Annotated in this window: 23 protein-coding genes; 4 read left to right on the forward strand and 19 right to left on the reverse strand. The window is 44.3% G+C overall.

Annotation, left to right across the window (positions count from 1 at the left end; all coding sequences use genetic code 11):
* Window positions 1-2: 2 nt before the first annotated feature.
* The 7 genes from DQN70_RS08630 to DQN70_RS08660 all read right to left on the reverse strand — a co-directional run bounded on the left by DQN70_RS08630 (window position 3) and on the right by DQN70_RS08660 (window position 3,982).
* Window positions 3-302: a DUF4134 domain-containing protein gene (locus DQN70_RS08630; RefSeq protein ID WP_004332848.1), complete on the reverse strand. Its 300-nt coding sequence runs from the start codon at window positions 300-302 to the stop codon at window positions 3-5.
* A gap of 172 nt (window positions 303-474) precedes the next feature.
* A complete protein-coding gene (locus DQN70_RS08635; RefSeq protein WP_023941165.1) occupies window positions 475-1,068 on the reverse strand; it encodes a hypothetical protein in 594 nt (197 codons plus the stop codon).
* Window positions 1,056-1,796, reverse strand: coding sequence for a ParA family protein (locus DQN70_RS08640; RefSeq protein WP_042226215.1), 741 nt, complete (start codon window positions 1,794-1,796; stop codon window positions 1,056-1,058). Before DQN70_RS08640 ends, DQN70_RS08635 begins: the two co-directional genes overlap by 13 nt.
* A gap of 25 nt (window positions 1,797-1,821) precedes the next feature.
* Complete coding sequence (locus DQN70_RS08645) at window positions 1,822-2,412, reverse strand: hypothetical protein (RefSeq protein WP_023941170.1); 591 nt, start codon at window positions 2,410-2,412, stop codon at window positions 1,822-1,824.
* Window positions 2,409-2,762 carry a DUF3408 domain-containing protein gene (locus tag DQN70_RS08650; RefSeq protein ID WP_042226232.1) on the reverse strand — a complete coding sequence of 118 codons (354 nt, stop codon included), beginning with the start codon at window positions 2,760-2,762 and terminating at the stop codon, window positions 2,409-2,411. Before DQN70_RS08650 ends, DQN70_RS08645 begins: the two co-directional genes overlap by 4 nt.
* Window positions 2,763-2,787: 25 nt before the next feature.
* Complete coding sequence (locus DQN70_RS08655; protein WP_023941174.1) at window positions 2,788-3,216, reverse strand: DUF3408 domain-containing protein; 429 nt, start codon at window positions 3,214-3,216, stop codon at window positions 2,788-2,790.
* Entirely contained in the window at window positions 3,200-3,982 is a 783-nt protein-coding gene (locus DQN70_RS08660; protein WP_023941176.1) for a ParA family protein, read from the reverse strand. Before DQN70_RS08660 ends, DQN70_RS08655 begins: the two co-directional genes overlap by 17 nt.
* An 856-nt stretch (window positions 3,983-4,838) precedes the next feature.
* Between DQN70_RS08660 and mobA the strand changes: the two genes are divergently transcribed.
* From mobA to DQN70_RS09545, 4 genes are all read left to right on the forward strand, one after another.
* A complete protein-coding gene (gene mobA / locus DQN70_RS08670) occupies window positions 4,839-5,252 on the forward strand; it encodes a conjugal transfer protein MobA (protein WP_024999196.1) in 414 nt (137 codons plus the stop codon).
* Window positions 5,237-6,469 (forward strand): conjugal transfer protein MobB, encoded by a 1,233-nt coding sequence (mobB, locus tag DQN70_RS08675; protein WP_023941184.1) that lies wholly within the window; start codon window positions 5,237-5,239, stop codon window positions 6,467-6,469. Before mobA ends, mobB begins: the two co-directional genes overlap by 16 nt.
* Window positions 6,470-6,483: 14 nt before the next feature.
* A complete protein-coding gene (gene mobC, locus DQN70_RS08680; protein WP_023941186.1) occupies window positions 6,484-8,496 on the forward strand; it encodes a conjugal transfer protein MobC in 2,013 nt (670 codons plus the stop codon).
* 304 nt (window positions 8,497-8,800) lie between these two features.
* The gene (locus DQN70_RS09545; protein ID WP_197711764.1) at window positions 8,801-9,004 is read left to right on the forward strand and encodes a permease of the drug/metabolite transporter; all 204 of its coding nucleotides are present in this window, start codon (window positions 8,801-8,803) and stop codon (window positions 9,002-9,004) included.
* A gap of 263 nt (window positions 9,005-9,267) precedes the next feature.
* Here the strand turns inward: DQN70_RS09545 and DQN70_RS08690 are convergent, their stop codons facing one another.
* From DQN70_RS08690 to DQN70_RS08745, 12 genes are all read right to left on the reverse strand, one after another.
* Complete coding sequence (locus DQN70_RS08690) at window positions 9,268-10,479, reverse strand: ATP-binding protein (RefSeq protein ID WP_023941189.1); 1,212 nt, start codon at window positions 10,477-10,479, stop codon at window positions 9,268-9,270.
* Between the two features lie 152 nt (window positions 10,480-10,631).
* A complete protein-coding gene (locus DQN70_RS08695; RefSeq protein ID WP_023941191.1) occupies window positions 10,632-10,967 on the reverse strand; it encodes an RteC domain-containing protein in 336 nt (111 codons plus the stop codon).
* Window positions 10,968-10,989: 22 nt separating this feature from the next.
* Window positions 10,990-11,238, reverse strand: coding sequence for a hypothetical protein (locus DQN70_RS08700; RefSeq protein ID WP_023941192.1), 249 nt, complete (start codon window positions 11,236-11,238; stop codon window positions 10,990-10,992).
* Window positions 11,235-13,049, reverse strand: a complete 1,815-nt coding sequence (locus tag DQN70_RS08705; protein WP_023941193.1) for an ABC transporter ATP-binding protein — start codon at window positions 13,047-13,049, stop codon at window positions 11,235-11,237. The genes DQN70_RS08700 and DQN70_RS08705 overlap by 4 nt, the downstream gene beginning before the upstream one ends.
* A 22-nt stretch (window positions 13,050-13,071) precedes the next feature.
* The gene (locus DQN70_RS08710; protein ID WP_042226220.1) at window positions 13,072-14,820 is read right to left on the reverse strand and encodes an ABC transporter ATP-binding protein; all 1,749 of its coding nucleotides are present in this window, start codon (window positions 14,818-14,820) and stop codon (window positions 13,072-13,074) included.
* Window positions 14,821-14,950: 130 nt separating this feature from the next.
* Entirely contained in the window at window positions 14,951-16,165 is a 1,215-nt protein-coding gene (locus DQN70_RS08715; RefSeq protein ID WP_023941195.1) for a YncE family protein, read from the reverse strand.
* Between the two features lie 38 nt (window positions 16,166-16,203).
* Window positions 16,204-18,546, reverse strand: coding sequence for a TonB-dependent receptor (locus DQN70_RS08720; protein WP_023941196.1), 2,343 nt, complete (start codon window positions 18,544-18,546; stop codon window positions 16,204-16,206).
* Window positions 18,547-18,570: 24 nt separating this feature from the next.
* Window positions 18,571-19,830, reverse strand: a complete 1,260-nt coding sequence (locus DQN70_RS08725) for a DUF1302 family protein (protein WP_042226236.1) — start codon at window positions 19,828-19,830, stop codon at window positions 18,571-18,573.
* Window positions 19,830-20,612, reverse strand: a complete 783-nt coding sequence (locus DQN70_RS08730) for an outer membrane lipoprotein-sorting protein (RefSeq protein ID WP_042226223.1) — start codon at window positions 20,610-20,612, stop codon at window positions 19,830-19,832. Before DQN70_RS08730 ends, DQN70_RS08725 begins: the two co-directional genes overlap by 1 nt.
* A 47-nt stretch (window positions 20,613-20,659) precedes the next feature.
* Window positions 20,660-21,283, reverse strand: a complete 624-nt coding sequence (locus tag DQN70_RS08735; RefSeq protein ID WP_023941200.1) for a hypothetical protein — start codon at window positions 21,281-21,283, stop codon at window positions 20,660-20,662.
* Entirely contained in the window at window positions 21,280-23,643 is a 2,364-nt protein-coding gene (locus tag DQN70_RS08740; protein ID WP_023941202.1) for an efflux RND transporter permease subunit, read from the reverse strand. The genes DQN70_RS08735 and DQN70_RS08740 overlap by 4 nt, the downstream gene beginning before the upstream one ends.
* Window positions 23,644-23,677: 34 nt before the next feature.
* Complete coding sequence (locus tag DQN70_RS08745; RefSeq protein ID WP_023941204.1) at window positions 23,678-24,298, reverse strand: TetR/AcrR family transcriptional regulator; 621 nt, start codon at window positions 24,296-24,298, stop codon at window positions 23,678-23,680.
* Window positions 24,299-24,669 lie beyond the last annotated feature (371 nt).

Here is a 24,669-nt window from a genome sequence, read left to right on the forward strand (position 1 = left end):
GCTTAGAGGAAGAAACTTCTCAGAATGGTGGCTGCGACTATCAAGAAGATACACGCTCCAAACCAGCTTGCGGCGGTCTTCGAGGTGTCGGGATCGCCGGACGAGAACTTGGAGTAGACCTTTACCCCTCCGATGAGACCGACGACCGCACCGATGGCGTAGATGAGTTTCGTGGCAGGGTCGAAATAGGAAGTCACCATGTTGGTGGCTTGGTTGATGCCCGACAAGCCGTTGCCTTGGGCAAAGGCAGAGGAAATGGAAAGCAGCAGGACGGCTGCGATTAGAAAATGTCTTTTGGTCATAAATCTTTGTTTTGTGCCAAGAGGATTGGATAGGTCCTCCCGACGGATGAATACTGTTGTTACTTTCGGATGTTAGTGGTGGCTCTTTTAGGGTCAGCCGTACTCTTTTTCTTTCATTGCTTGTTGCATTAAAAGGTTCATACTATTGGGTCAAGACCATTCGGAAGAAGCCTTACGCCTTTTCGCCGCTGTAAAGTTCCTCGAAACGGGCACGGATGATCTCATCGATCGTGGCCGAGCGTTTCGCATCGCTTCGGAGCGTTTCCATCAGGTGGGTTCCTTCCAACTCACTCAGCGTATCACCGGTTCTCTGTCGCTCTGCGTCGGTGTGGGCGTGACGGTGAATGACCGACAAGGCTTCCAGCACCCGTTCAAAATCAATTCCCGTGGCATATTCGCTCTCTCCCTGTATCGGAAGCTCTTCATCTTCCTCTTCAAAGGATGAAGAATCCGAGGACTCATACACTAAAGGGATCTCATCTATGTCGGGCTGTTCATCCGCCTCTTCCGATGGCTCTTGTCCGTTTTCGGGAGCAAATGTAGAAGCCTTTTTTGCTTCCGCCTCGCCTTTTGGATAACTGCGTACTTGTGGCGTCGAGTGGCTGAGTTTGAAGTGACTTTTACCGATGATTTCAGCCTCACTGACCGTCTGGCAAGGCTTTTTCTCCATTGCCCTGTTCTTTCTTCTTCTTCTTCGTTCATACGAGAGAAAAAGAAATAGCCACAGAAGATAGAGCAAGAGAGCGGCAAGTACTATTCGGCACATAGGCGTTGCAGGATTTCGTGAAGTTCATCGCCCAACCCGTTGCATAGCTGACTCAACTTTCCTCCGTGAGGAGGGAAGAGGGTACATACTCCTCTTTTGCGTTCGGAAAGGAACGGACGATACAAACGGGAGTGGCTCAATGAAGTTTGCATTAGCAAAGCTCCCGTTTCATCGGCAAGGGTGCGGCAGCGTTCGTCGGCATCCTCTCGTTCCCAAGCCTCTATCATATTGCGAAGCAGGTAAAGCTCCTTGATATTACCCTTTCCCATAGTCAATATCTGCTCTCCCAAGATGTCGATGAAATGGCGGACGGCTTCCATATCCATCGGACTGCCCGTAACAGGAAAGACGACGGCATCCATTGCTGAAAGCAGTTCCACCGTCCCTTCTGTACTCATCAATGGAGGGAGGTCGAAGAGGATGCAGCGAGGGGGATTGTCCGCACAGTGTCGCTCCACCCGGTTCAGGGCTTCCCGCACCGGAGCGCAGATAATCGGATAAGGGGTACAGGGTGTCCGATGTTTCAGACGCATCAGGCTTTGCCGGTTCTGTTCTTCCGACTCTTGCTGCCGCAGACGGGCGATGGTATGGACGGGATGGTTGCAATCCACGACGGCGACATCGCATCCTCTGTGGTAATGCAGAATGCTTGCGGCAAGTACCGTAAGCGAGGTTTTGCCGACACCTCCCTTGGGGGAAGCGATGGCGAGATAGATGGGAGTACTCATATTTTCTCCTTTCTTTGAATGAATCCTACGTAGTGATAAATCGTTTGTAATCGAAGTTGCCTGACTGAACCTCTTTCGGAGCTTCTTCGGCAACGCGCTCCAGCAGTTCGCGGACACGTTCTCCGGCCGCTTTCTTAATTGCTTGGAACATCGGGGAGTCGTGTATCTTACAGATGGTTTCGGCGGCTTTTGCAGCTTCCTCTATCGGAGCATTCTTGCAGGAAAGGACATTACCCATTTGTTGCAGTTCTTCCACGGTGATGCTTTCCGAAAGAGAGTGGCTTTCACCTTGGACTTCCACCAATACATAATCCTCTTCCTCTTCGGGGATGAAAGGAGAGGTCTCTTCCGACATTCCCGTTTCAGGCGTCTGTTCCTGTTGCTCTTCTTCAATGGGCAACTCGGCTAAAAGGATATTCTCCTCTTGGGAGAGTTCCTTCTGAGGGATGCGGATGGTAACGACGAATTTCCCCTTGCCTCGTTCTCGGAAAAAGAGCCGCAATTCACGATAGAGTCTCACGGCACTCCGATAGCGTCCGTACAGAAAGCGGGCAACCTGTACGCTGCCGAGATAGGCTAAGCCTACCGACAGCAGAATGACAATCACCTGCTTCATCGCTCGAAACGTTTACGGAACTGTTGCTCAAACAAGGCATCTATCTCATCACGGTGACTCTCTAAGTGATGCCGGAGAATATGTTCTACGAATGCCCCAATCGTCAGTTTGCCTGCGGCTGCCACATAGACGATTTCAGAAATCTCTTCCTGTGTCTTTTTGGAAATGAACACTCCCTTTCGGTCTCCGATGTTCAGGGGTTGCAGAAAGGCGGTTTCATAATCGCTTCTCTCTTCCTGAAGGAGACCTGTAGAGTGTCCCTCGGAATGTTCGATGAGCGTGGTGGAGTTACGGATGGTTACTTTTGATGAGACGCTTTTTCGTTCTCTGCAGGACTTATTACCTGCCATTGGTCGGTCTTTTTTCTGTTTCATATCACAATAATTTCTTGAAGTTCTTTTCACTTAATCGGTTGATTTCTTCCTTGTAGTCCTCCAAATGTTTGAGAAGGATGTTTTCCACGTACATGCCCAATGTCATCTCTCTCTTTCGGATGAAGAGGACGATTTCCGACAGTTTGTCCTGCAACTCTTTGGAGATGTAGATTGCCTTACGGTCATACAGGTCATTGCGGTGCATGAAGAGCGAGATGTAATCTCCTTTGGCGGGATTCTTGCGACGTGTTCGGATGGGGAGTTGTGGCTCTTCCGAAACCTCTTTTTGTGTTTCCGGAACAGACTCATCCGCCTCTTCGACGGTGGCAGGCGGTATCATCTCGCTCTCTTTCTTTTTCATTGGGATACCCTGCGAAATCAGTTCCCGGATAGCGACGGGATCTATCGCCCCCTTATTCTTTCCTGCCATATGCTTCTGGTTTTACGATGGACAGGATTTCCTCCACAAGCTCTTTCAGACGACTGCCTCTAAGCAGCGTGCGAGAGGCGGGAAAGATGGTCGAACGGAAGAGGGTCGTACCCTCCTCCATTACCTCCTTTTTGTAGCGGGTCGTATTGGGGACTACCGTTTTTAAGATGGGAAGTTCTAAATCAGCAATGACCTTTTCATACATCGCATAGAGGGGTGTTTTCTCTCTCCCGTCCACCATATTCCAAAAGAGATAAATCCCTTTGTTGGCAGTGGCTGCATTATTGGTTATCGCCTCCTTGATGATGGCAGAAAAGCTCAGCGTGCTTTCCAAGGAAATACGGTCGGCGGAGATGGGCGTGAAGATGTAATCCATACCGGAGAGTGTGTTCAGTACACCGTCATTGTTGATGGTTCCGGGCAGGTCAAAAAAGACGAAATCCGTATCGGGTTCGTCTGTTTTCAGATATTCCCTGACCGTATCCACGGCTGCCTCTGCCGTGGCACAAAGAATGGTGTACGTGGGCTTTTGCAACTCGGAGAATTGAGTTGCTGCCAATTCTTGTAGTGCGGGGTTGCGATCCACGCCCTGTGCGTCACGCTGACGCATGGCATTGATGCTGAATTGCGGATAGTCGCAATCCACCACAATAAGGTTATACCCGCAGGCATAGTGCAGGTAACTTGCCGTCAAGACCGTAAAGGTCGTTTTGCCGACACCGCCCTTCTGGGTGGAGAAGGCAATGAAAACAGGTTTCTTTTTCATTTCATTTTCTGTTTAATGGTTTTACATATATGTGTGGAAAGGCGTATGCACACCTTGGTTTGTTTCCTTGAAAAGGCAGATGTGGAAACGAGTCTGTGAGGGAATAGATCCCCGGACAGGCATACAGAAAGGTATTCCAACAAGGGAACATAGACCTGCCTTTCGGGATATGTCCCTCCCTGCATAAGGGTGGGGCTATATGACGGGATTCATACCTGCGCACATCCACCCATCCATACGTCCGCACTTGTACCCTTGTGCAAGGGTGTAAGGGGCGACGGGTGCAATAACTTGTACATATTCTCATTTCTATTTCCATTTCCGTAATTGTCTGTTCAAATGGCTGCGGACTGGTTTTCAGACTTGGGTAGGCAGGTATGCCCACCGATCTGCAAACACCTGTTCGATGGGGCAAATATAGATGCCTCCAAAGCTCTTTTTTTATCCTTTTTGCTAACTGCGTACTTGTGGCTTCGATTTGCGTATTTGTGGCTTCGTAAAAGATAAGTGACTTAGGCACAAGGCTTAGTAACTTTGCACCCAAGCGGAAAGCCGAAGTATTCGAGGCATGAAGCGTTCTTTTTTGAGAGACTCGACTTCCGTCCTTCGCGGACGGATTTATTTGCGTCGGAGCAAATAGCAAGATATGTCCTGCGTTACCCGAAATAAATTCGGTAACTCAGAACTCTTGCTCTTGCAGAGGGCTGAAAAAACTCCGAAGTCGTTTTTTCCTGGAAGAGAGAATGACTTGTCTTGAATGCCGGTGATGCCGTGAAACCTCCCGAAAGGGACTCCATCGTGCTTTGCACATCTGTCCCCTTAGAGAGAAATACAAACCATTAAAATCCAAAGTAAAATGACAAAAAGACATGTGGGGAGACCCTTGAAAAAAGAGAAAGCCAACCATTGTTGCATGGTTCGGTTTACGGACACGGAGTTTGCGCGTTTCCTGACGCTTTATGAGCAATCAGGAGTCCCGAACAGAGCGGTTTTCATCAAAGCAAGGGTCTTTGATGAGACTTTTCGGGTAATAAAAGTGGATCGCTCGCTGCTCGATTACTACCAAAAACTGACGACTTTGTACGGACAGTTTCGCAGCGTGGGAGTGAATTATAACCAAGCTGTGGTCGCCTTAAAGAGTAATTTCACCGAGAAAAAAGCCTACGCCATGCTTGCCCAACTGGAGAAACTGACTCTTGAATTGGCGGCTATCGGAGGCGAAATCGTACAACTTACCCGTGAATTTCAGGAGAAATGGTCGCAAAGATAAACTATGGCAATTCCCTTTACGGTGCTTTGGCGTACAATGGAGAGAAGGTGAACGAGGGCGTTGCCAAGATTTTGGATACCAACAAAGTGTTCTCTCCGGCTGATGGAACACACAATATATCCGCCTGTATGCAGGATTTTATGGCATATATGCCAAGTCATGTCCTCACTAAAAAACCGGTTATACACGTCTCCTTGAATCCGCATCCCGATGATCGCCTCTCCGATGAGCAGTTCTCAGCCATCGCACGGGAGTATATCGAAAAGATGGGCTACGGCAATCAGCCCTTTGTCGTGTATAAACACGAAGACATAGACAGGCATCACCTACATATTGTCACCTTAGCCGTCGATGAACGGGGAAAGAAGATTAACGATGGCAATAATTTCTATACCAGCACCCGTATTCTCAAAGAACTGGAACAGAAGTACGGTTTGATTCCTGCGCAAATGCGGAAGGAAAAAGAAGCGTTTCGCCTGAAAAAAGTCTGCTACAGCGACGGAGAGAATCTTAAAAAACAACTGGCTTCGGTTATCAAGCCGGTAGCGAAATTCTACCATTGTCCGAGCTTCAAGGAATACCGTGCCTTACTCTCCACCTATAATATATGTGTGGAAGAGGTCAAGGGGGAGGTAAACGGAAAGACTTATATGGGACTTCTCTACTTTGCCTCGGATGACAAGGGAAATAAAATAGGAAAAGTATTCAAATCCTCTCTCTTTGGGAAGTCTGTCGGATATGAAGCCCTGCAAAACAACTTCAAGGCTTCAAAGGAGAAACTGAAAGAAAAATGGCTTGCTCCCAAGACCAAAGCGGTCGTAGCCGGAGCATTGAAACGTTCTGCGACGAAAGAGGATTTCAGGGGGAATCTCTATCGCAAGGGAATTGATGTCCTCTTCCGTGAGAACGAAGAAGGTCGGCTCTATGGTGCCACCTTCATAGACCATAACAACGGCTGTGTCGTCAATGGCTCACGATTGGGCAAGGAACTTTCGGCAAACGCCGTTGCCGAGTGGTTCGACCGCCCGCATCCCGAATTGTCTGCTCCTATACAACAGAGTGAGAAAGGCAGTATTCCCCAAACTCAGACTTCGGACGGGGATTCTGTCTTGGGCGGTTTACTTGACCTGCCCTTGGAGACACACGGAACGGATTGGGAGGAAGAGCAATTCCGCAGACGGATGCAGCGAAAGAAAAGGAAACAACGTAAACTCTAAAAAACAGAAAGATTATGTCACAACAAGAGGACGATTTGAGGGCACTGGCGAAAATCATGGATTTTCTGCGTGCCGTAAGTATCATACTGGTGGTTGCCCATCTCTATTGGTATTGCTATGAAGCGATACGGTTATGGGGCGTGAATATCGGTGTGGTGGACAGGATACTGATGAACTTCCATCGCACGGCGGGGCTGTTCGGCAATATGCTCTACACCAAACTCTTTGCGCTGGTACTGATGGGGCTTTCCTGTCTGGGTACAAAGGGTGTGAAAGAGGAGCATATCACGTGGTCGAAAATAGGGGCATTCATGGGGGGCGGCTTTGTCTTTTTCTTCCTCAATTGGTGGATACTTGCCTTGCCTCTGTCCATAGAAGCCAATGCGGCTCTCTACACCTTTACAATAACCGTCGGGTATGTGTGCCTGCTGATGGCGGGACTCTACATGAGCCGACTCTTGAAGAACAACCTGATGGAGGATGTCTTCAATCAAGAGAACGAATCCTTTATGCAAGAAACAAGGCTCTTGGAAAATGAGTACTCGGTCAATCTGCCGACCCGTTTCTATTACCACAAGAAGTGGAATAAAGGATGGATAAACGTGGTCAATCCTTTCCGTGCAGTCTCCGTCTTGGGGACGCCGGGCAGCGGTAAGTCCTATGCCATCATCAATAATTTCATCAAGCAGCAGATTGAGAAAGGGTTTGCCATCTACTGCTACGACTTCAAATATCCCGACCTCTCCACGATTGTTTACAACCATCTGCTGCATCACTCGGAAGGGTATAAGGTCAAGCCGAAGTTTTACGTGATCAACTTCGACGACCCTCGCCGGTCGCATCGTTGCAATCCGATACACCCTGACTTTATGAGTGACATTTCGGATGCCTACGAGTCGGCGTACACCATCATGCTCAATCTCAACAAGACGTGGGTGCAGAAGCAGGGGGATTTCTTTGTGGAGTCGCCAATCGTACTCTTTGCCGCTATCATTTGGTATCTCCGCATTTTCGAGGGAGGAAAATACTGCACTTTTCCGCACGCCATAGAGTTTCTCTGCCGCAAGTATGAAGATATTTTTCCGATACTCACCTCATATCCTGAATTGGAGAACTATCTTTCTCCCTTTATGGACGCTTGGCTCGGAGGAGCCGCCGACCAGCTTCAGGGACAGATAGCATCCGCCAAGATACCGCTGTCAAGAATGATAAGCCCGCAGCTCTATTGGATTATGACGGGGGATGATTTTACGCTCGACATCAATAACCCACAAAAGCCGAAAATCCTTTGTGTGGGCAATAACCCGGATCGGCAGAATATCTATGGGGCAGCATTGGGATTGTACAATTCGCGTATCGTCAAGCTGATAAACAAGAAAGGGATGCTGAAAAGTTCCGTGCTGATAGATGAACTGCCTACCATATACTTCAAAGGGCTTGACAATCTGATTGCCACCGCGCGAAGCAACAAGGTGGCGGTATGCTTGGGCTTTCAGGACTTTTCGCAATTGAAGCGTGATTATGGGGACAAGGAAGCGGCTGTGGTGATGAATACCGTCGGAAACATCTTCTCCGGTCAGGTCGTCGGAGAAACGGCAAAGACCTTATCGGAGCGTTTCGGCAAGGTGCTTCAAAAGCGGCAGAGTATGAGTATCACCCGCAGCGACAAAACGACCTCCATATCCACGCAGATGGACAGCCTTATCCCACAGAGTAAGATTTCCACGCTCACGCAGGGTATGTTCGTGGGAGCGGTCACCGACAACTTCTCCGAACGTATCGAGCAGAAGATATTCCACTGTGAGATTGTAGTGGACAATGCAAAGGTGGCAAAAGAAACAGCCGCCTATCGACCGATACCCATTCTGACGGACTTCACAAATGAAAACGGAGAGGATATGATGGATGAGGAAATCAAGGCGAACTATGACCGGGTAAAGTCGGAGGTGCGGGACATCGTGGAACGGGAGTTGCAACGGATTGCTGATGACCCTGAGCTTTCCAAGCTACTCAATACCAGGAAATAATGGCTGTTTTTCTTGGCTCAAAGGTAGGATTTTCGTATTTTTGAACACACAAAATGATGACACAATGAATTGTTTTAATCATACCCAAGAACCGGCGGTAGCCCAGTGTTCCGATTGCGGGAAAGGACTCTGCCCCGAATGTGCTGAAAGGTATCAGCCGATACTCTGTACACCTTGTTTTCAGAAGAGGAAACGCAGCGAGATTTTGCGAAGCATCTTCAGTATGTTGTTTCTCATCGCCTTGTTTGTCATGGGATTCAAGTGGAACTTCTTGGCGACCAAAGGCTTTGAGAATATGAGATGGATGTCAGGATATGTGCTGATGGCGATATGGTCGGGCTATCTCTTTGCAGAGAAGTTCATTCCCTATAAAATGATTGCAGGAACAAACTGGCAGTGGGTATTTTACTATATCTTCAAACTTCTCCTCTTTGTCGTCATAGGAGTCTTCACCGCTCCTTTCACCTGCCTGTGGGCTGTCTATAGAGTTATCAGGGCTTTTCGGTAAGAGGATGCAATTTCTCCAACTAAGGGTTGGACTTTTTTAATCTTCTTTTGCGAGACTCGAAGAGTTTCTGCAACCAATAGTTGCAGAAACTAAATCAAGGGAGGTACTCCGAAACCGGAATACCTCCCTTTTGATTTGCTGCATCTTGTGTTCTCTTCATTTCGGCTCCCTTATAAATGAAGAACGTCCCTCAAGTATGCTGTCTTTCAACGCGCCTGAGAGGCTTATTATCTTTTAGTTATATTCTGCAGAGAAGTATAATATCATCCCAACAATACCTCTATGTCACACCTCAGAAAGTCTTCCAACGAAACGCCTCCCGAGCCCACGACAAAAGATTTCTTGGGATGGAATGCCTCCACAAAGACAGGAAGACCTGAGTTCATCCCGCGACGACCGCTTTTCACCTCAATAGCTGTCACCTCACCATCGTTTACGATGATGAAATCCACCTCTTTGTCCTTATCTGTCTTGTTCCTTGCAGGCTCTCGCCAGTAATACACTTGATAGTCTGCCTCCTCTGCCATGCCCAGCAAATGAGCACCTACCGCACTCTCCACCCATCGCCCCCAAAGCGTCGTGTCCGTTCTGTCCATAAGGAACGACCTGCCTTTATATGCCGTCAGCAAGGCGTTGTTGTACACTTGGTATTTGGGAATGGAGCCACGCTTTCGGGCATCATCATTGGCGTACTTTTGCAATCCCGTCAGCAATGCACATTGGTCGAGTATCTCCAAATACGAAGCCAACGTGGTCACGTTGCCGGCATCCTGCAGTTGTCCCATCAGTTTTGTCAGCGAAAGTATCTCGGCAGAATAACCGCACCCTAACTCAAATAATTGTTTCATAAGGGCAGGCTTGTAGATGTTGGAGGTCATCAGTACATCCTTTTCAATGGCGGGAGCCACCAACGAATCCTTGATATACTTACGCCAACGCTTTCCGTCATCAATCATGTGGGCAGCACCGGGATAGCCGCCAAAGTAGATGTACTCGTCGAGTGTCACTCCGAAAGCGTCGTGCATCTCCTGATAGCTCCAATGTCCGAGACGAATAAGCTCAAAACGCCCTGCCAACGACTCCGTAAGTCCTCTCTTGAGCAACAGACGACTGCTGCCCAGCAGTACCACCTTCAGATTGACATGCTTGAGCGTGTCCTCGTCCCATTCTCTCTTGACCACCTCGCTCCAATTGTCAATCTTCTGGATTTCATCAATCACAAGCAAGCGTTCAGCCTCTCCACGGAGTGTCATGGTGGTTCGTGCTCCTTCCCATACTCGGCGTATCCAGTCGCTGTCCTTCGGATCGACGGCATCTGCCACTTCTACCGAATATGGAATAGGTACGTCCTGCAGCACCTGCCCTACGAGAGTAGATTTGCCTACTTGTCTCGGACCTGCCAATACTTGCATAAAACGCCTTGGCTCCTGAATGCGTGCTTTCAGAGTGTGATATTGTTTGCGAATATAGTTCATGCTCAAATCTAATGATGGACTTACTCAATTGTGATGAGTATTTTACTCAATTCTGCATGCAAAATTACTCAATTCTCTCTGTTTCTCCAAATAAAATTGCCGTAAACTTAAGGTAATCGGCAAATGAGAGGGAGAGAGTTCCTCCTTTTGATTCACCGTTTCTTGAACTTGCCGCCTTTCAGGTCGCTCTCCACCATACGCTTGTTCAGCTTCTCTCGGAGTTCATCAAGAAAGTAGGTACGGCTGTCATCCTTGCGGCGTTTCATGTTCATATAGACGTTGTAGCAGTTCTTGATTTCTACACCAAAGATTTCAGAAAAGGTATCTGCCAATTCTTCTATACCGATTTCACCATCGTTGATACAGTCACAGGTATCGAGTGCATAGAGTAGTTCGACCAAGTCGGTTGCTTTACCTGTCCAATGAATACAGAAGGAATTGGATTGCAAACTCGGAGGTGATAAAGATAAAGCTCCTTGCATTCGCATATACCATAATTCTAACTCTTTGTCAATGACGTATAGCAGCTCTGATACATTTTTTCCCCATCTCCGTTGTTAATCCGCTCTTTTCGTAGATTGTTTGCAAATGGAAACGAGTGTAACAAAGAGTCCGAAATAAAGATTGTGGATTTCTTTCCGTTTCGCTTAGTTTTATTACATCCTTGATAAAACTATCACAAACAGCCCTCATTTGGATTGCTGTCAAATCATTTGAAATTAGTTGTTCAAATGCAGTTGTTTGTATAAGTCGTTTCATATTGATAATTCTGTTTTATTGAGATCTTTTTTTCCTCCGATTGTCCATGTTTTTGCGCGGTTATAAGTTTCCCACAAGTGGGCATACGATTGGCGAAGGGCAAGCAATTCTTCGTGTGTGCCTTCTTCCACGATAACCCCTTTATCCACATATAAGATGCGGTCGGCGTTCGTGATTGTGCCCAAACGATGAGCAATGACCAATACAGTCTTTCCCTTGATGAGGTGTGAAAAGGCTTCTAATATTTTACCTTCATTTTCGGGGTCTGCAAATGCGGTAGCCTCATCCAGTAAGATGATGGGAGCATCTTTCAGCAGGGCACGAGCCAATGCAATGCGTTGCGTTTCACCGCCGGAGAGATACGTTCCTCCTTCGCCCACCAAAGTCTGATAGCCATTGGGCAAAGATTCGATAAACTCATGACATTGGGCAGCACGTGCAGCTCGTGTCACATCTTCAAAGGTTGCATCCTTATTCCCCATACGGATGTTTTCTTCGATGGTGTCGAAAAAGAGCATGTTATCTTGGAAAACAAAGGCTACGTTGTCCATTAATACGGAAGTCGGAATTTCTTTGATCGGAACTTTTCCTATTAAAATTTCTCCACTTTGAATATCCCAAAATCTGGCAGTGAGCATGGCCACGGTACTTTTACCGGCTCCCGAAGGACCGACCAAAGCCGTTACCGTGCCGGGATGAGCCACGAAAGAAACCTCTTGGAGTATCGGGGTCGTATCGTAGGCAAAAGAGACATTCCGAAACTCTACAGACGTGTCTTCGGGGTATCGGGGCGTAGTCGGTTCTTTAATTTCGTCCATATAGAGGATGTCGTCTATTTTCTGTACGCCCATATTGTTTTGATTCAGGAAACTGCCTATCCACAAGAGCTTCAATACCGGAAAGAAAACAGCCACGCCGAAAATCAGAAACATCAGTACCACAGGAATGAATGCCACATACGAGGCACTTCCTATGAGTAACCATATGGCTACGGGAATGATAAAGAGCAACGCCGAGGAAAGTATGGTGAGAAATCCCACATAGGTCGGTTGGTATTGGACGTTCACTTCGTTGGCGAACTTGCGGTACTCTTTGATGTCATCATTCAGTTTACGATAGGCATCGGTCGATTCAGTAAAGGTTTTGACGATTTGAATGCCGCGGATGTACTCCACAATGCCGGCATTCATTTTGCCCAATGTTTCCAAATATCGCTCGGAAACCTCTCTAATCTTTTTACCGGCGTACATCTTTCCCATGACACAGAATGCCACTGCCAATACAGCCAAAACTATGAGAGCCAACCGCCAGTCTATGGTAAACATATACCCGATGAGAATCAGAGGGAAAAGTATGGCGGAAACGATGTCGGGAATATGGTGGGCAATAAACAGTTCGATACGCTCCACATCATCGCTCATTATCTTTTTTAGTTCTCCGGAGGCTCGGTGAGTGAAAAAACCCAAAGGCAGGCGAGCCATCTTTTGCGCTAACTGCATCCGTATTTCATACAGAATATTGAATGCGGCAATATGTGAGAGCATCAGGGAAACGAAAGTGAGTACCCCGAAAGCGAAAAATGCACCCAAGGCAGTATATCCCCATTTCCAAATGTATGCCTTGTCAATCAATGAAGGGTTAAGGGCATATTTAGCCAGCTCGATAAGAATATTATACACAGCTATGATGGGCACGAACTGCATGATGGTGGTAATGACAGCCAGCGACATTGCTCCGATAAGCAACCAGCGTTTGGTGCCGGCTATTTCTATCAACCGTGCCAGCCCGGTCTTGCGTTTATTTATATCCATTGTCTTGTAGTTTATTCGATTGTTAGAATTTCCATCTCTTTACTCGCTGTTGCTCCTGCCAAAGATTACGATACACTCCTTCTTCTTCGAGCAGTGCTTGGTGTTTGCCTTGCTGCACCACTGAGCCATTGTCAATCACCACGATGTTATCGGCATGGACTACCGTGCCCAAACGGTGAGCGATGATGACCACAGTCTTTTCCCTTACTAAGTCGTCGATGGCATCTTGGATGTGTACCTCATTTTCGGGGTCGAGCGAGGCGGTTGCCTCATCAAGCAATACGATGGGTGCATCTTTCAGAATGGCACGAGCAATGGATATGCGTTGTTTCTCTCCGCCGGAGAGCGTACTTCCCCCTTCACCCACCAAGGTGTCATAGCCATCGGGCATGGCTGTAATAAATTCGTGGCATTGTGCTTTGCGTGCGGCTGCTTCTATCTCTTCGCGTGTAGCCGTTTCACGCCCCACACGGATGTTGTTATAGATGGTATCGTTGAAAAGGTACACATCCTGAAAAACAATGGAAATTTGTTGCATAAGCGTATGCACGGTGTAGTCTTTGATGTTTCGTCCGCCGAGCAGGATTTCGCCCGTGTTTACATCCCAAAAGCGTGCAATGAGACGTGTCAGTGTGGTCTTGCCCGAACCCGAAGGACCGACAAAGGCTGTCAATCCCTTTTCGGGTATGACAAGCGATATGTCCTGAAGTACGGGAATGCCTGCATTATAACTGAAGTTTACATGACGGAATTCTATTTCCGAATTGGCAACTTTTTTTATTGTGCCCTCTGGCAGTACAGGTGTTTTGCACAAGGCATCGATGCGTTCTGCCCCCAGTTTCATGTAGTTAATCATGGCAATAAAAGTCAAGGCATTAATAAGTGGAGCATAGATGGCCGAGCCTGCCAGCAAAAACATGATGTACATGGGCATGGAGATTTGAGCATCCAGCAGCATGGAAAAACCCAGCAGCATGATAAGAACCAAACCTCCGTTCAGCAGTGTGGAGGCCAAGGTAATGGTCGGCGCCGGTGCCGCTTCCAAACGAATGCTTTCTCGTTTGAGGTTTCGGAATGCCTGTTCCAAACGGTCGAATTTATTGCCGCTCAGATTGAATGCCTTAATCAGACGAATGCCTTGTATATATTCTATCATACGAGAAGCGGCATTCGTCTTTGTCTTCTGATGCTTTTTCCCCAATGTAGCCACAAAGTGATTGGTAAGCAGCATCATGGGGTATGTCAATGGAATAACGGCTGCCGCCGCCAAAGCCAATTGCCAACTGAAGAATGAGAGTGACACCAAAGCGACAACGGGCATGGCCAATCCGCCGAAGAATTGACCGATGAGGTGTGTGGTGAGCATCTCCACATTATTGTAGTCACTGACGATGTATGCCCCGATGTCACCGGGGTCGCGACTGTTGAAGAAACTCATCGGCAGTTGGCGCAAATGATCGACCACTGTCAAACGACCGTCGCAACAGATTTCGTAACCATCACGATAAGCCACGAGGTATGCTTTCCTGCTGATGAGCCAAAGGCAGACAAGGGAGATAAAGAGCATGATACATGCCCACGCGATGTTGCTGAGATTGAGAGACGTACCGGGATGTTGGAGCGGCTTGAATACTTCCCATACTACAAGCAGCATCGCTCCGTATGGTGCACCGCGAAAGAAATATTCCGCTATTGTCCACCATATCAGCGGACGCATACGATGAGGCTGTCCCATCGTGGCGGAATTGAGTATCTGAAATAGGTTTGTCATTTGATTTATTTGGATTATAAATAAAGCTTTATTTCGTTCTCATTTATACATAAATGGGGCAACCCTTAAGATTGCCCCATATCATTGTATCGGCTATATGCAAAATTCCAAAAGAGATATAGGAACAATATCAAAAGAAGTGTATGAATGTGATGCCATTTTTTGATGTCATTACTTGTCTTACATTTTCTGTAGCAGGATTATAAGCAAAGATCCCTGATTTAGCAACGCCATAAACAGAGAAATAGACATCACCATTATATTGCTCAATGGAGGCACTAAATCCATCCGTTTCAGGTATTCCCTCAATTCTTTTGATCGTTTTTGCATTTAGGTCAATAATCACAGCCATATTGTTTCGAGCTGTATAAGGATTATCACCACTTAGCTCAATAATATTGACGTATGCAGCAAGTTTTCCATTTCCCAAGTACAAGGTATTATATACGGATGCCGGCTTGTAATTTGTTCCCTGAATGGTAGTGTTACTGATGTCCCATGACCTTGCAGTATCAAATTCTTGTTTTCCTGCAGGTATGCAGATAAATCCATTTTTAAGATAGTTCGGATTGAATCCGAAAAGACCACAACAAGCAATATAAATATCTTTCTGTTCATTGGCAAATATCATTCCTTGTGCCATAGGACGTGTAGGGAAGCATAATCCACTTTTTGCTTCAGAAATAACCTTAACAACTTTATCTGTTTTTGTGTCAATTATCACAACATCCGACTGTCTATGGTTTTCATAGGGAAGCCAATCTGCTCCAATCTGATTTAATGGGAGGTAGTAGTAGCCATCTCGTATGATACCAGATGCAGGTTCAGAAGAGGCATCACCATGTGCATACTCTTTCAAATCAATTTCTCCAATTTGAGTCATTGTTTGGGGATTAATTACCAACACTCTTCCTAAAGAATAAAGTGGTACATAAGCTTTTTGCGCACTAACAGATGTCAGATTGATTGGCCAAGATTCAGGTATTCCATGTAACTCGCCCACTTTCTCCATCCCCTTTGGGGTGCGAATATATTTCGATATGGATTGAGAACCTTGTCCTCCATACTCTGCCATGACAAAAATCTCATTCTCTACAATAGAGATGGAATTGTAAAAGCCCGTTTGAATAGCTTTACTGATGTCCAAATTACCGGAAAGTTCAGGTATTTGTTGCATATAGGATGCTCCACTTTCTCCGTTAGGATTTTTGACGGTCGTCTGTACGAGAATACGCCCTTCACCTCCCAATAGAGTGTTTTGGGGTTCCTCATGATTTTTGTCACAAGATGTCATCAACATCGTTCCACTGATGGCTGCGATTAGCCAGAATTTGATTTTACTCATGTTCATATTATTTGAAAATTTGATGATTGTATGATTTGTTATCTTAGTATGTATCGTAATTTGATTCCGAAACTTCTACCCGGCAAGGGACGGTTAAACTCTGATAGCACAGAGGCATTTGTCAAATTCTTAATCTTCCCTGAAATAAAAAGGCGTTGATTCATAAAACTATGTTCGAAGCCAATATCAAATGTTGTACTTCTGGGAATGCGTCGTTTAATATTTTCAGAGACCTCAAAATCATATAGGTACTCTTCCACGAAAGCCATATCTACAAACAAGCGTGTATTTTGTCCCTTACCTCCAAAAAGATTTTCTTTATGAAATTCCAATCCGGCATTAGCCATTAGATAGGGGATATTGGGCATTCTCTTACCTTTCGTGGCATTAGGAAGTTCAGTGTCTTCTTCATATTCTCGGACATCGCGCAAATCTTGGTATGTAATATTTCCATAGCCATAGAGAAATGGTAATATGTCTGCCTTGGCTTCTAACTCAATACCAAGGGTTCGCATTTCTCCAAAATTTTGATACTGTGCTCCCAACATGCCCTTCACAAATCGTATCATATCTTGCAAGTACATGTAATAGCCGCTAAGTTCGATTTGACAGTTACTGGAATGAATATTTGTGAGGTCATAGAGCAATCCTGCATTAATACTCAAATTACGCTCAGGTAAAAGATGTTCTGAAGGTGTTATCATATATCCATCTCCCAACAGTTCGTTTTCAGAAGGAATGCGTACATCATACCCCCCGGACAGTTTTCCCATAAATGAAGGTGTAAATCTAAAACGCATAGCATCACTGAAACCTACACTGTTTTTTGTCAGATGAATTTTTTCAGGAGGAATGTTCGCATAAATATTTTGGAACATCGTGTTCATAGAGTATTTGTAGTAACGTCCTGTCAATGAATTCAGAAAACGATCATTAGCTGTGCGAAAATCGTAACTTAGTCCAACAATCCAACTGCGCATGCGAGAGTCAAAATCGGTTTTTTTACCCAAGCTTTTCATTTTAATAGAATCGGATGGATAACCATTAGCAAGAGTAAAAACAGAATTGAAATTAATTGTGTGCTGCTTGTTGACGAGATATTGTAAGTTTAATTTATTGCTAAATGTAATCTTTTGATTATCTGAATTTGAAGCATATCGAGTACCCAATTCCCCACCATAGATGCAAGGAGTTGGATACTGATTTCCCTGCCAATCATAAAAGATTTTGGCAGTATCAACAAGACCATATTGGGTATAAGCAATGGCCGTGTTCATATCCAAATCCAATCCGTCAAAAAGAAAATCCGTTTTTTTCAACTTATTCCCTAACATGTAAAGACGAGAGTGGGTATGGGCTTTACGAATATCTGTTTTGATTCCTTGCACTTCGTGATAGGTATCAATAAATATCGGTTCAAGTTCCAATTCGTTAAACCACCATTTTTTTGCTTTTATGCTTCCTCCCAAAACTAACTTTCTGAAGTTATCATGTTTGCGTTTGATTTTTAGTCCCTTTACATAAGGCGATTCCATCGTGTAACTATTGTCTGCGTAAGTATAAGTTCCACCGATGCCCAAAACGACTCCAGACTCTTTTATGTTTCGCTTAACTACGGCTTGAGCCTTATTCACATTAAAAGACTCTCGTGAAAGACTCATATCAGCATACCTATCCGGATATTCTTTAATGACGACATTTATAGCTCCTCCCATAGAAGAACCTCCAAATTTTGCAGGAACAACGCCCTTGAAAATCTCAATGCGATCAATCATATCAATGGGTATATCATTCAAGTCGATGTAGTCTGATTGGTCATTCAGAGGGGTTTCATCCACGAAAAAGCCAATCCTTTTTCCTTCCAGACCTCGTAAAGAGATACGAGAGGAACTTCCAGTGCCACCAGTTGCCCGAACAGTAACTCCCACAGTCTTTGCCAAAATACTCTGCACATCACTGACCGTTCCTTGTAGCTGATTCATACTGATCACAGAAACAGGCATTGCTTGTTCGCGTATTTTACGTGCTTCGCTTTTTCCCATTACGACAACCTCTCCCAGCATTAGATTATCAGCCTTTAAGCAAATCTCTATGTTTTGATTCTCTTTGCTAACTGTTATTTTTCTTTTCTGTGGTTGATACCCTATAAATTGCACCGTTAGGGTATAAGTAGAAAACGGGAGATTCCGAATAACGAACTGTCCTTTGCTGTCTGTTACATCACCTGTCTTTAGTTCTTCCACAAAGACTGTTGCTCCGTACAATGCTTCTCCTGCATCATCTATGACTGAGCCTACTATCTGTCCTCGGGGAGATTGGGCAAATGCGCTAATACTCATGAGCATCAGCGATAAGAAAAGATGGAATACCTTCTGTTTCATTGTTCTATTACTTTCGTTTTGGTGCTAAAAGCTGTATTTGGCTTTTGCCCAGATTTCCGAATTCTGTTTATACAAGCTAAACATCCCTTCGTTGCCTCCAAACCAGTCGAAACCTGCCGATAGGCGGATGTAATCATTAAGAGCATAATCGGCTCCAAAGCGGCTGAACCATCCCTTGTGGTTAATGTCGAAGTAAGTAAAGTTGGAGAGTTGCAAGGTGCTTCCCAATAGCTTTTTCGATACGTTGAGCGTAAGTAACGAGCTGTGCCGGGGTTGTGCTATATGACTTTGGTATCCGAAAATGCTTTCGGAAGAAAATTGTGCCATTATCGTCCATTCATAGGGTGCATACCAATCCACGCCCACGAGATAATTCAGCGTGTTAAATCCTTTTTGTCTTATGGTGTTTGCCGTAGGTTTGTAGCTGAAATGCTTCCCGACATTGAAAGCAGTCTCTCCACGTAACACAAACTGTCCGAACGGCTTGGATATATCACCTCCGAAGAACCCCATGCGATAGTAATGCGGTGACATCGTTAGGTCTGTGGCTGATGGTTGATAGGTGATAACTGGCATCTTGTTCCACGTATGCAATGCAGATAGGGAGAAATCCACTCCTGGCAGTGTAAAGCAGAGCCTGCCACCATATTCGACATTCGACAATTGGAACTTGGGACGGCTTCCTGCTTCGCTCCACACAATGGTCAGAGGAGGCTCTTGCGGCAATATGCTCCACGGATTGGTGGCATCGGTGGACAGCTTATATCCCTCGAATGTGGGAACAGCAAGCAATTCGAGCTTCATCTTGTCATTGAAGAGGAAGAAACGTAGGGCATTGACCGGCATACGGATATCATCGTAGTCTTGTGCCAGAAACTCTGTCATATCCATGGGCGATACCAAGTCAGTAATGCGCACACCGTCTGCCGCCCCCCAAATGACCAATTGTCGCCCAAGGCGAAAGCCCCAATGGTCATCTCGATGGTCAAGATACGCTTCCCGCAGTTCAACACCTGTACGCTCTTTTAATAATGCATTGTAAGTTGCGTTGAATGAGACAAAGAGCGAAGAGCCCTCAAAACTTTTACCTATCTCGCCCCTTATTCTCGTGCGCGAAGACATAAAGTTGTTCGGTTTTTCGGAACGGACGGCATGATAGGTATCCACAAAACCTTTAAGTTGCCACGACGAGTCCTCCTGCTCTTGCCCCCATATAGTTTGTATAGGTAAGAGCAGGAAAAACAGTAGCAAGAATTTTGCAGAATGATTACTTCCGTTTGTCATCATAACCGTCCTTTCTCCAAAGTGGTAACATTGAACTTTGCCTCCTCCATCGGGAGATTATACTTGGGACTCTTTATTTCAAGAATAGTCTGATGCCCTGTCTGCACATTGGTCATGTGTAGTTTTTTAGCAATCCAAAATCCTTCCACTTTGGTAATGTCCGATAATTCAAGACGACGGTGTAGCTTGCCCATCTTATCGTAATATTCCACCTTTACAGCTATCAGACAGTCTTGGCGTATGAAGGCAATTTTCTTGGAATAAATCTCACGTTTGTCTTTGGGTGTGGATTCCAATTTCCAGCACTTTTTTCCACCGATGGTTTCTTCACCCAATAACTTGTGGGTGTCTTCATCCACATTACGACTGCCCATATCATCATAAGTGAAGTCGCTACCCATAAAGTAATCCTGTTTGGCAGAAGAACCACTGATACGGCGAGTTTTCTTCATCACAGGCAGATAGAGCCATTTATCATCATCTCTGTTCGCATCATCGTAATCCCATGTGAGGAAGCCTGTGCCTTTTACATCACCGGGGTATTGGAAGAACATGACGCTCTTGCGGTCTTTCTTCCCTTTGCCCACATCGATGGAGTAAGATATTAGTTTACGCTCGCGCACCGCTCCGCGCTTGTTGATTAGTTTCATGACCAATTCCGATTGACGGGTATCTCCATCGGGACGGTCTTTTACTTTCTGGGCAATCTCTCTGCCCGTCTGAGCCATTGCAGTAGCTGTTAATGCGATAGTCATTGCTACCATTAAAAATGTTTTCTTCATTGCCTTATCATTGTTGATTATATCATTTCATTACAAAAATTACGGACTTAAAACTCCAGTTCTAATCCAATCATTAGCTCTTCGGGTGCAAAACGAAGTCCGAAGCCTTTGGTTCCCATTTTTGGTTCTTCAGCCATAAAGTAGTCGTTTCTGTAGCCGACAAAGCCCATACGAAAACAGAGGCAAAGCCCTTCGGTAAGGTCGACGCAAGCTCCAGGACGTATTCCTATTTCAAACCCATTGAGATATTTCGTAGTGCCACCCTCTTTCTCTCTGGAAAAATTGAAGCCTCCCCCTGCATCCAAATAAAGATTGAATGGACTTCTATGGAAATAATAGTAGCGGACAAAAGGTGAAATTTTGAAGGCGTTGCCTATGGTCTTTGTTTCACTTGTCTCTCTACGTTCATACTCATACCCAAGGAGCATGCCGACTCCCCAACTATCATTGAAAAGATAGCCTATCTCAGGACAAAGGTCTAATGTCAGAGTCTTGTCTTTATTGTCAGCCCAAAACGATACAGCCCCTCCTACAAAGAACCGTCCTTCGTGGTCATGGTCATTGTCTGCTTCGTGTTTGTTCTGTGTGAATGTACTTTGGGCAAATCCACTACTTGCTGTTATGCACGCCAGAAAAACGATAAACAGTGATTTTACTAATTCCTTCTTCATAATTGGGTTGCTTTTTGAGGATTTTCTTTCCCGAACAGATTCAAATATTTAAATAATATTGGAGCTAAGAATAAATCTGCAAGAAGGGCTGAAACCATTCCTGCTCCTGCCAGAATTCCCCAGTTATGTATTTGTGTTGCGTCTGACACAAGATACCCAAGAAATGCTATTGTAATAATGACGGTAGACATAACAATTGCCACCCCTTCTGAGCGGAATGTTCGTTTTATTGCTTCAGTATAATTCTTACAGGAATTAAATGAAACACATCCGTGGTTGATGAAATGAATCGTATCATCCACCGATAATCCTAATATCATGGGGATAAGCGAAGCTGTCATCATATCAAGAGGATAGTCAAGCCATCCCATCATTCCTCCGACAATAAGAGCCGGAGCAATATTGGGAATCATACCGACAAGCCCTACTTTCCAACTTCTAAAGACAATAAGCAGAATGATACCGATTATCAATACAGATAAAAGAACAGACAACATTTGCCCTCTTTCCACATACTGTTGCATCATGGTAAATTGAGGGAGATTTCCGACCATAGATACGTGTGCTTTAGGAAATAGTTTTTGAGCCTCTGCCTGAATGCCTCTCATTTCCTTTTCTGCTTCATTCGAGTTGTATGACTGTATTTCTATCTGTAGTCTCAATCTTTTATAATCATAATCCATCCAATACTCTGATTCCGTTCCTCCTGCATTCTCATAGAGCAACAATAATTGAGCTATCATATCGGTATCGTCGGGTATCTTATAGAATGCTGGATTATTCTCATTCAATGTACAGTTCATATCTTTGATTATATCCAAGATTGAATTGTGACGTTTGGTCAAAGCATATGTTTCTGACACGTTACTTAGTTGCTCCAACTTCTTTAAGTTATCTGGTAGTTTGGCATCACCTTCTTCCGGTAATGTTATCATTAAATCATAGGAGTACATACTACCCAATTCCGTATTACATAAATCCAAGAATCTCTTAGCGTATGGTACTTTGCGTCCGACCGTTTTCTCCAAATCAAAAGCAGGTTCTATGCTAAATAACCCTATTCCACAGACCACGGTTACAAGACATGATACAATAATTAACATCTTGTGTTTGCGTACAACAAATCCACCTAATTTTTGGAAGGTATTGCCAAGTCTCCCTTCAATGCTTTTTGCCATATTTGAATGAGGTTTATGGTCTTTCCCAAGAGAGAGGATGATAGGCGTCATAAATAAGCAAGTAATTATAATTGAGGCTAAACACAAAGAGGAATTGACACCGATAGCTTGCATGGGGACTATTTCCATAGAGAGAAAAGTCAGCATAGCAGCTATTGTTGTAAGTGCAGATAACAAGATTCCCCATCCTGTACCACCAATTGCTTTAATTACAGAAAACTTTCGCTTGCCTGTTTCTAAAAATGTGGTCTTAAACAGATTATAGAGGTGGACATTATAAGCTATTGAACATGCAAAAGATAGGGGCAAGACAATCATCATTGTAGTCGTGTCTAAGTAGAGTCCAGTCCAGCCAATTATTCCTAGCCCCATAACAAGCCCCGAAACAGAAGTTAATAATGGAGTAAGAATACCTCTAAAAGAACGAGTTATGACAAACATGACAAGAATGGATGCGATTAATCCAAATAGCATTAGACGTCCCATCTCTCCCTGAAAAAATATATTCTTTTCATAGCTTAAGTAGGGCATACCGGCAGCATTGGGAGATAAATCTTGGTATTGAGGCTTATTTATGATATGTGCAACTTCTTTTCCTGTAAGGAGTTCTGGTGACATGTCGCTTATCTTTCTCCATTCATTCTCTTCGGGGAATGGTCTAAGTTTTACCAATATCCATGTCATAGTTGCATCTTTGGATACTAATTTGTTGGCTAAATATGGCTTACTGTATGCTTTCTGTTTGATGGAAAGCAAAGATTTTTGGTCGGATGGGATTTCATCTGGTACGATTTGTTCTATTTTCAAGCCGTCTTCTGTCCCTACTGTGAACTCCAAATCTGTAAGAGATGTTATCTTGTCTGCATAAGATAAACTATCTACCAACTCATTACTAAGCTCTCGGATTTTTAATAGACTATGTTTGGAGAATAAATCTTTGTTTTTCACAAGGACTGCCACATAATAATCATTGCCAAAAATGGACTTAAACTCATTAGACTTAATTAGCATAGGATCATCTTTCATGAAATAGTCATCGAAAGATGTTTTCATCGAAATTTTTTCAAGACCTATGACAGATAGACCTATCATTCCAATAAATAAAATGGTAATAAAAAGTCTCTTCTTGAGTACCCAACTTATAACTCTTTCAAAAATGCTGTTGATGTTTTCTATTTTCATACGGACTAATATATTGGTGTTACTTTATTTCAATCTAAAACTTGATATTTAGTATCTTCTTCCATCCTGCTGTTGTAAACTCAACATATGTGGAAATTATATTTGTAATTTCTTCTTTATTAAGTTCGTCTTGACTAACAATCTCCTTTAATACAGAAAACCAAGTCGAACAAGCAACCCGAATGAAAGAGAGTGAAATCTTAGTTTCTATTTCAGGATATTTATCTTTCATCTTTTCCAAGTACTCCACCCCATCTAAAGCAAATCTATCAGAAAAGTGATCAAAATACTTTTCTAATCGTGTTCCAGAAGATTCAAAAAATAATAGTTTAAGCTCTGCTCTATAAGGAGTTATGATACCCAAAATCTGATTTATCATCAGATTTTTACTTTCTTCGGTGTAAAAAACGTCTGTAGTTTGGTAAGTACTGCCAGAATTTGCTATCAGGTATTTTTCTAACGACCTGATTAAAGGAGCAAGAACCTCGCAAAAAATCTCATCTTTATTCTTAAAGTAGTTATATATATTCCCAACAGCTACTTCTGACAAAAACGAAATTCTCTTAATAGAAGTCTTCTTAAAACCTCTATTAATAAATTCTCTGCGGGCAATTAAGAGAATTGTCTCACGGATATTTGTTTTTTGTGTCTGCATTTAGAATTTTATAATAGGATAGTATACAGGATTTTGATTGCGTCGTCAACTGAGGGAATGCTAAATTGACGTTGAATCAAAAACGAATTTCGCTCAGGAATATTCATAAAAAAGTAGGGCTTCCCTTTTCGAGAAGCCCTACTTTCATATGTAGAGATTTACTTATATGCTTTCGCCTACTAAAACTCATTTTCAATACACGTTTATTTTTTGCAAAGGTACCACTGATAACCTGTTCTCGCAATACCCAAAAATGAGTATTTTTCAATTTCATGTTTACGTCTTTTGAATATTATAGGTACGCAAAAAGAAGAATTTCCAACATAAACATACACAGGCAATTCTTCCTAAAAAGCCACTTCTATCCATAT

Origin of the sequence: Porphyromonas crevioricanis (assembly GCF_900476255.1) — a bacterium.
Classification (GTDB): Bacteria; Bacteroidota; Bacteroidia; order Bacteroidales; family Porphyromonadaceae; genus Porphyromonas; species Porphyromonas crevioricanis.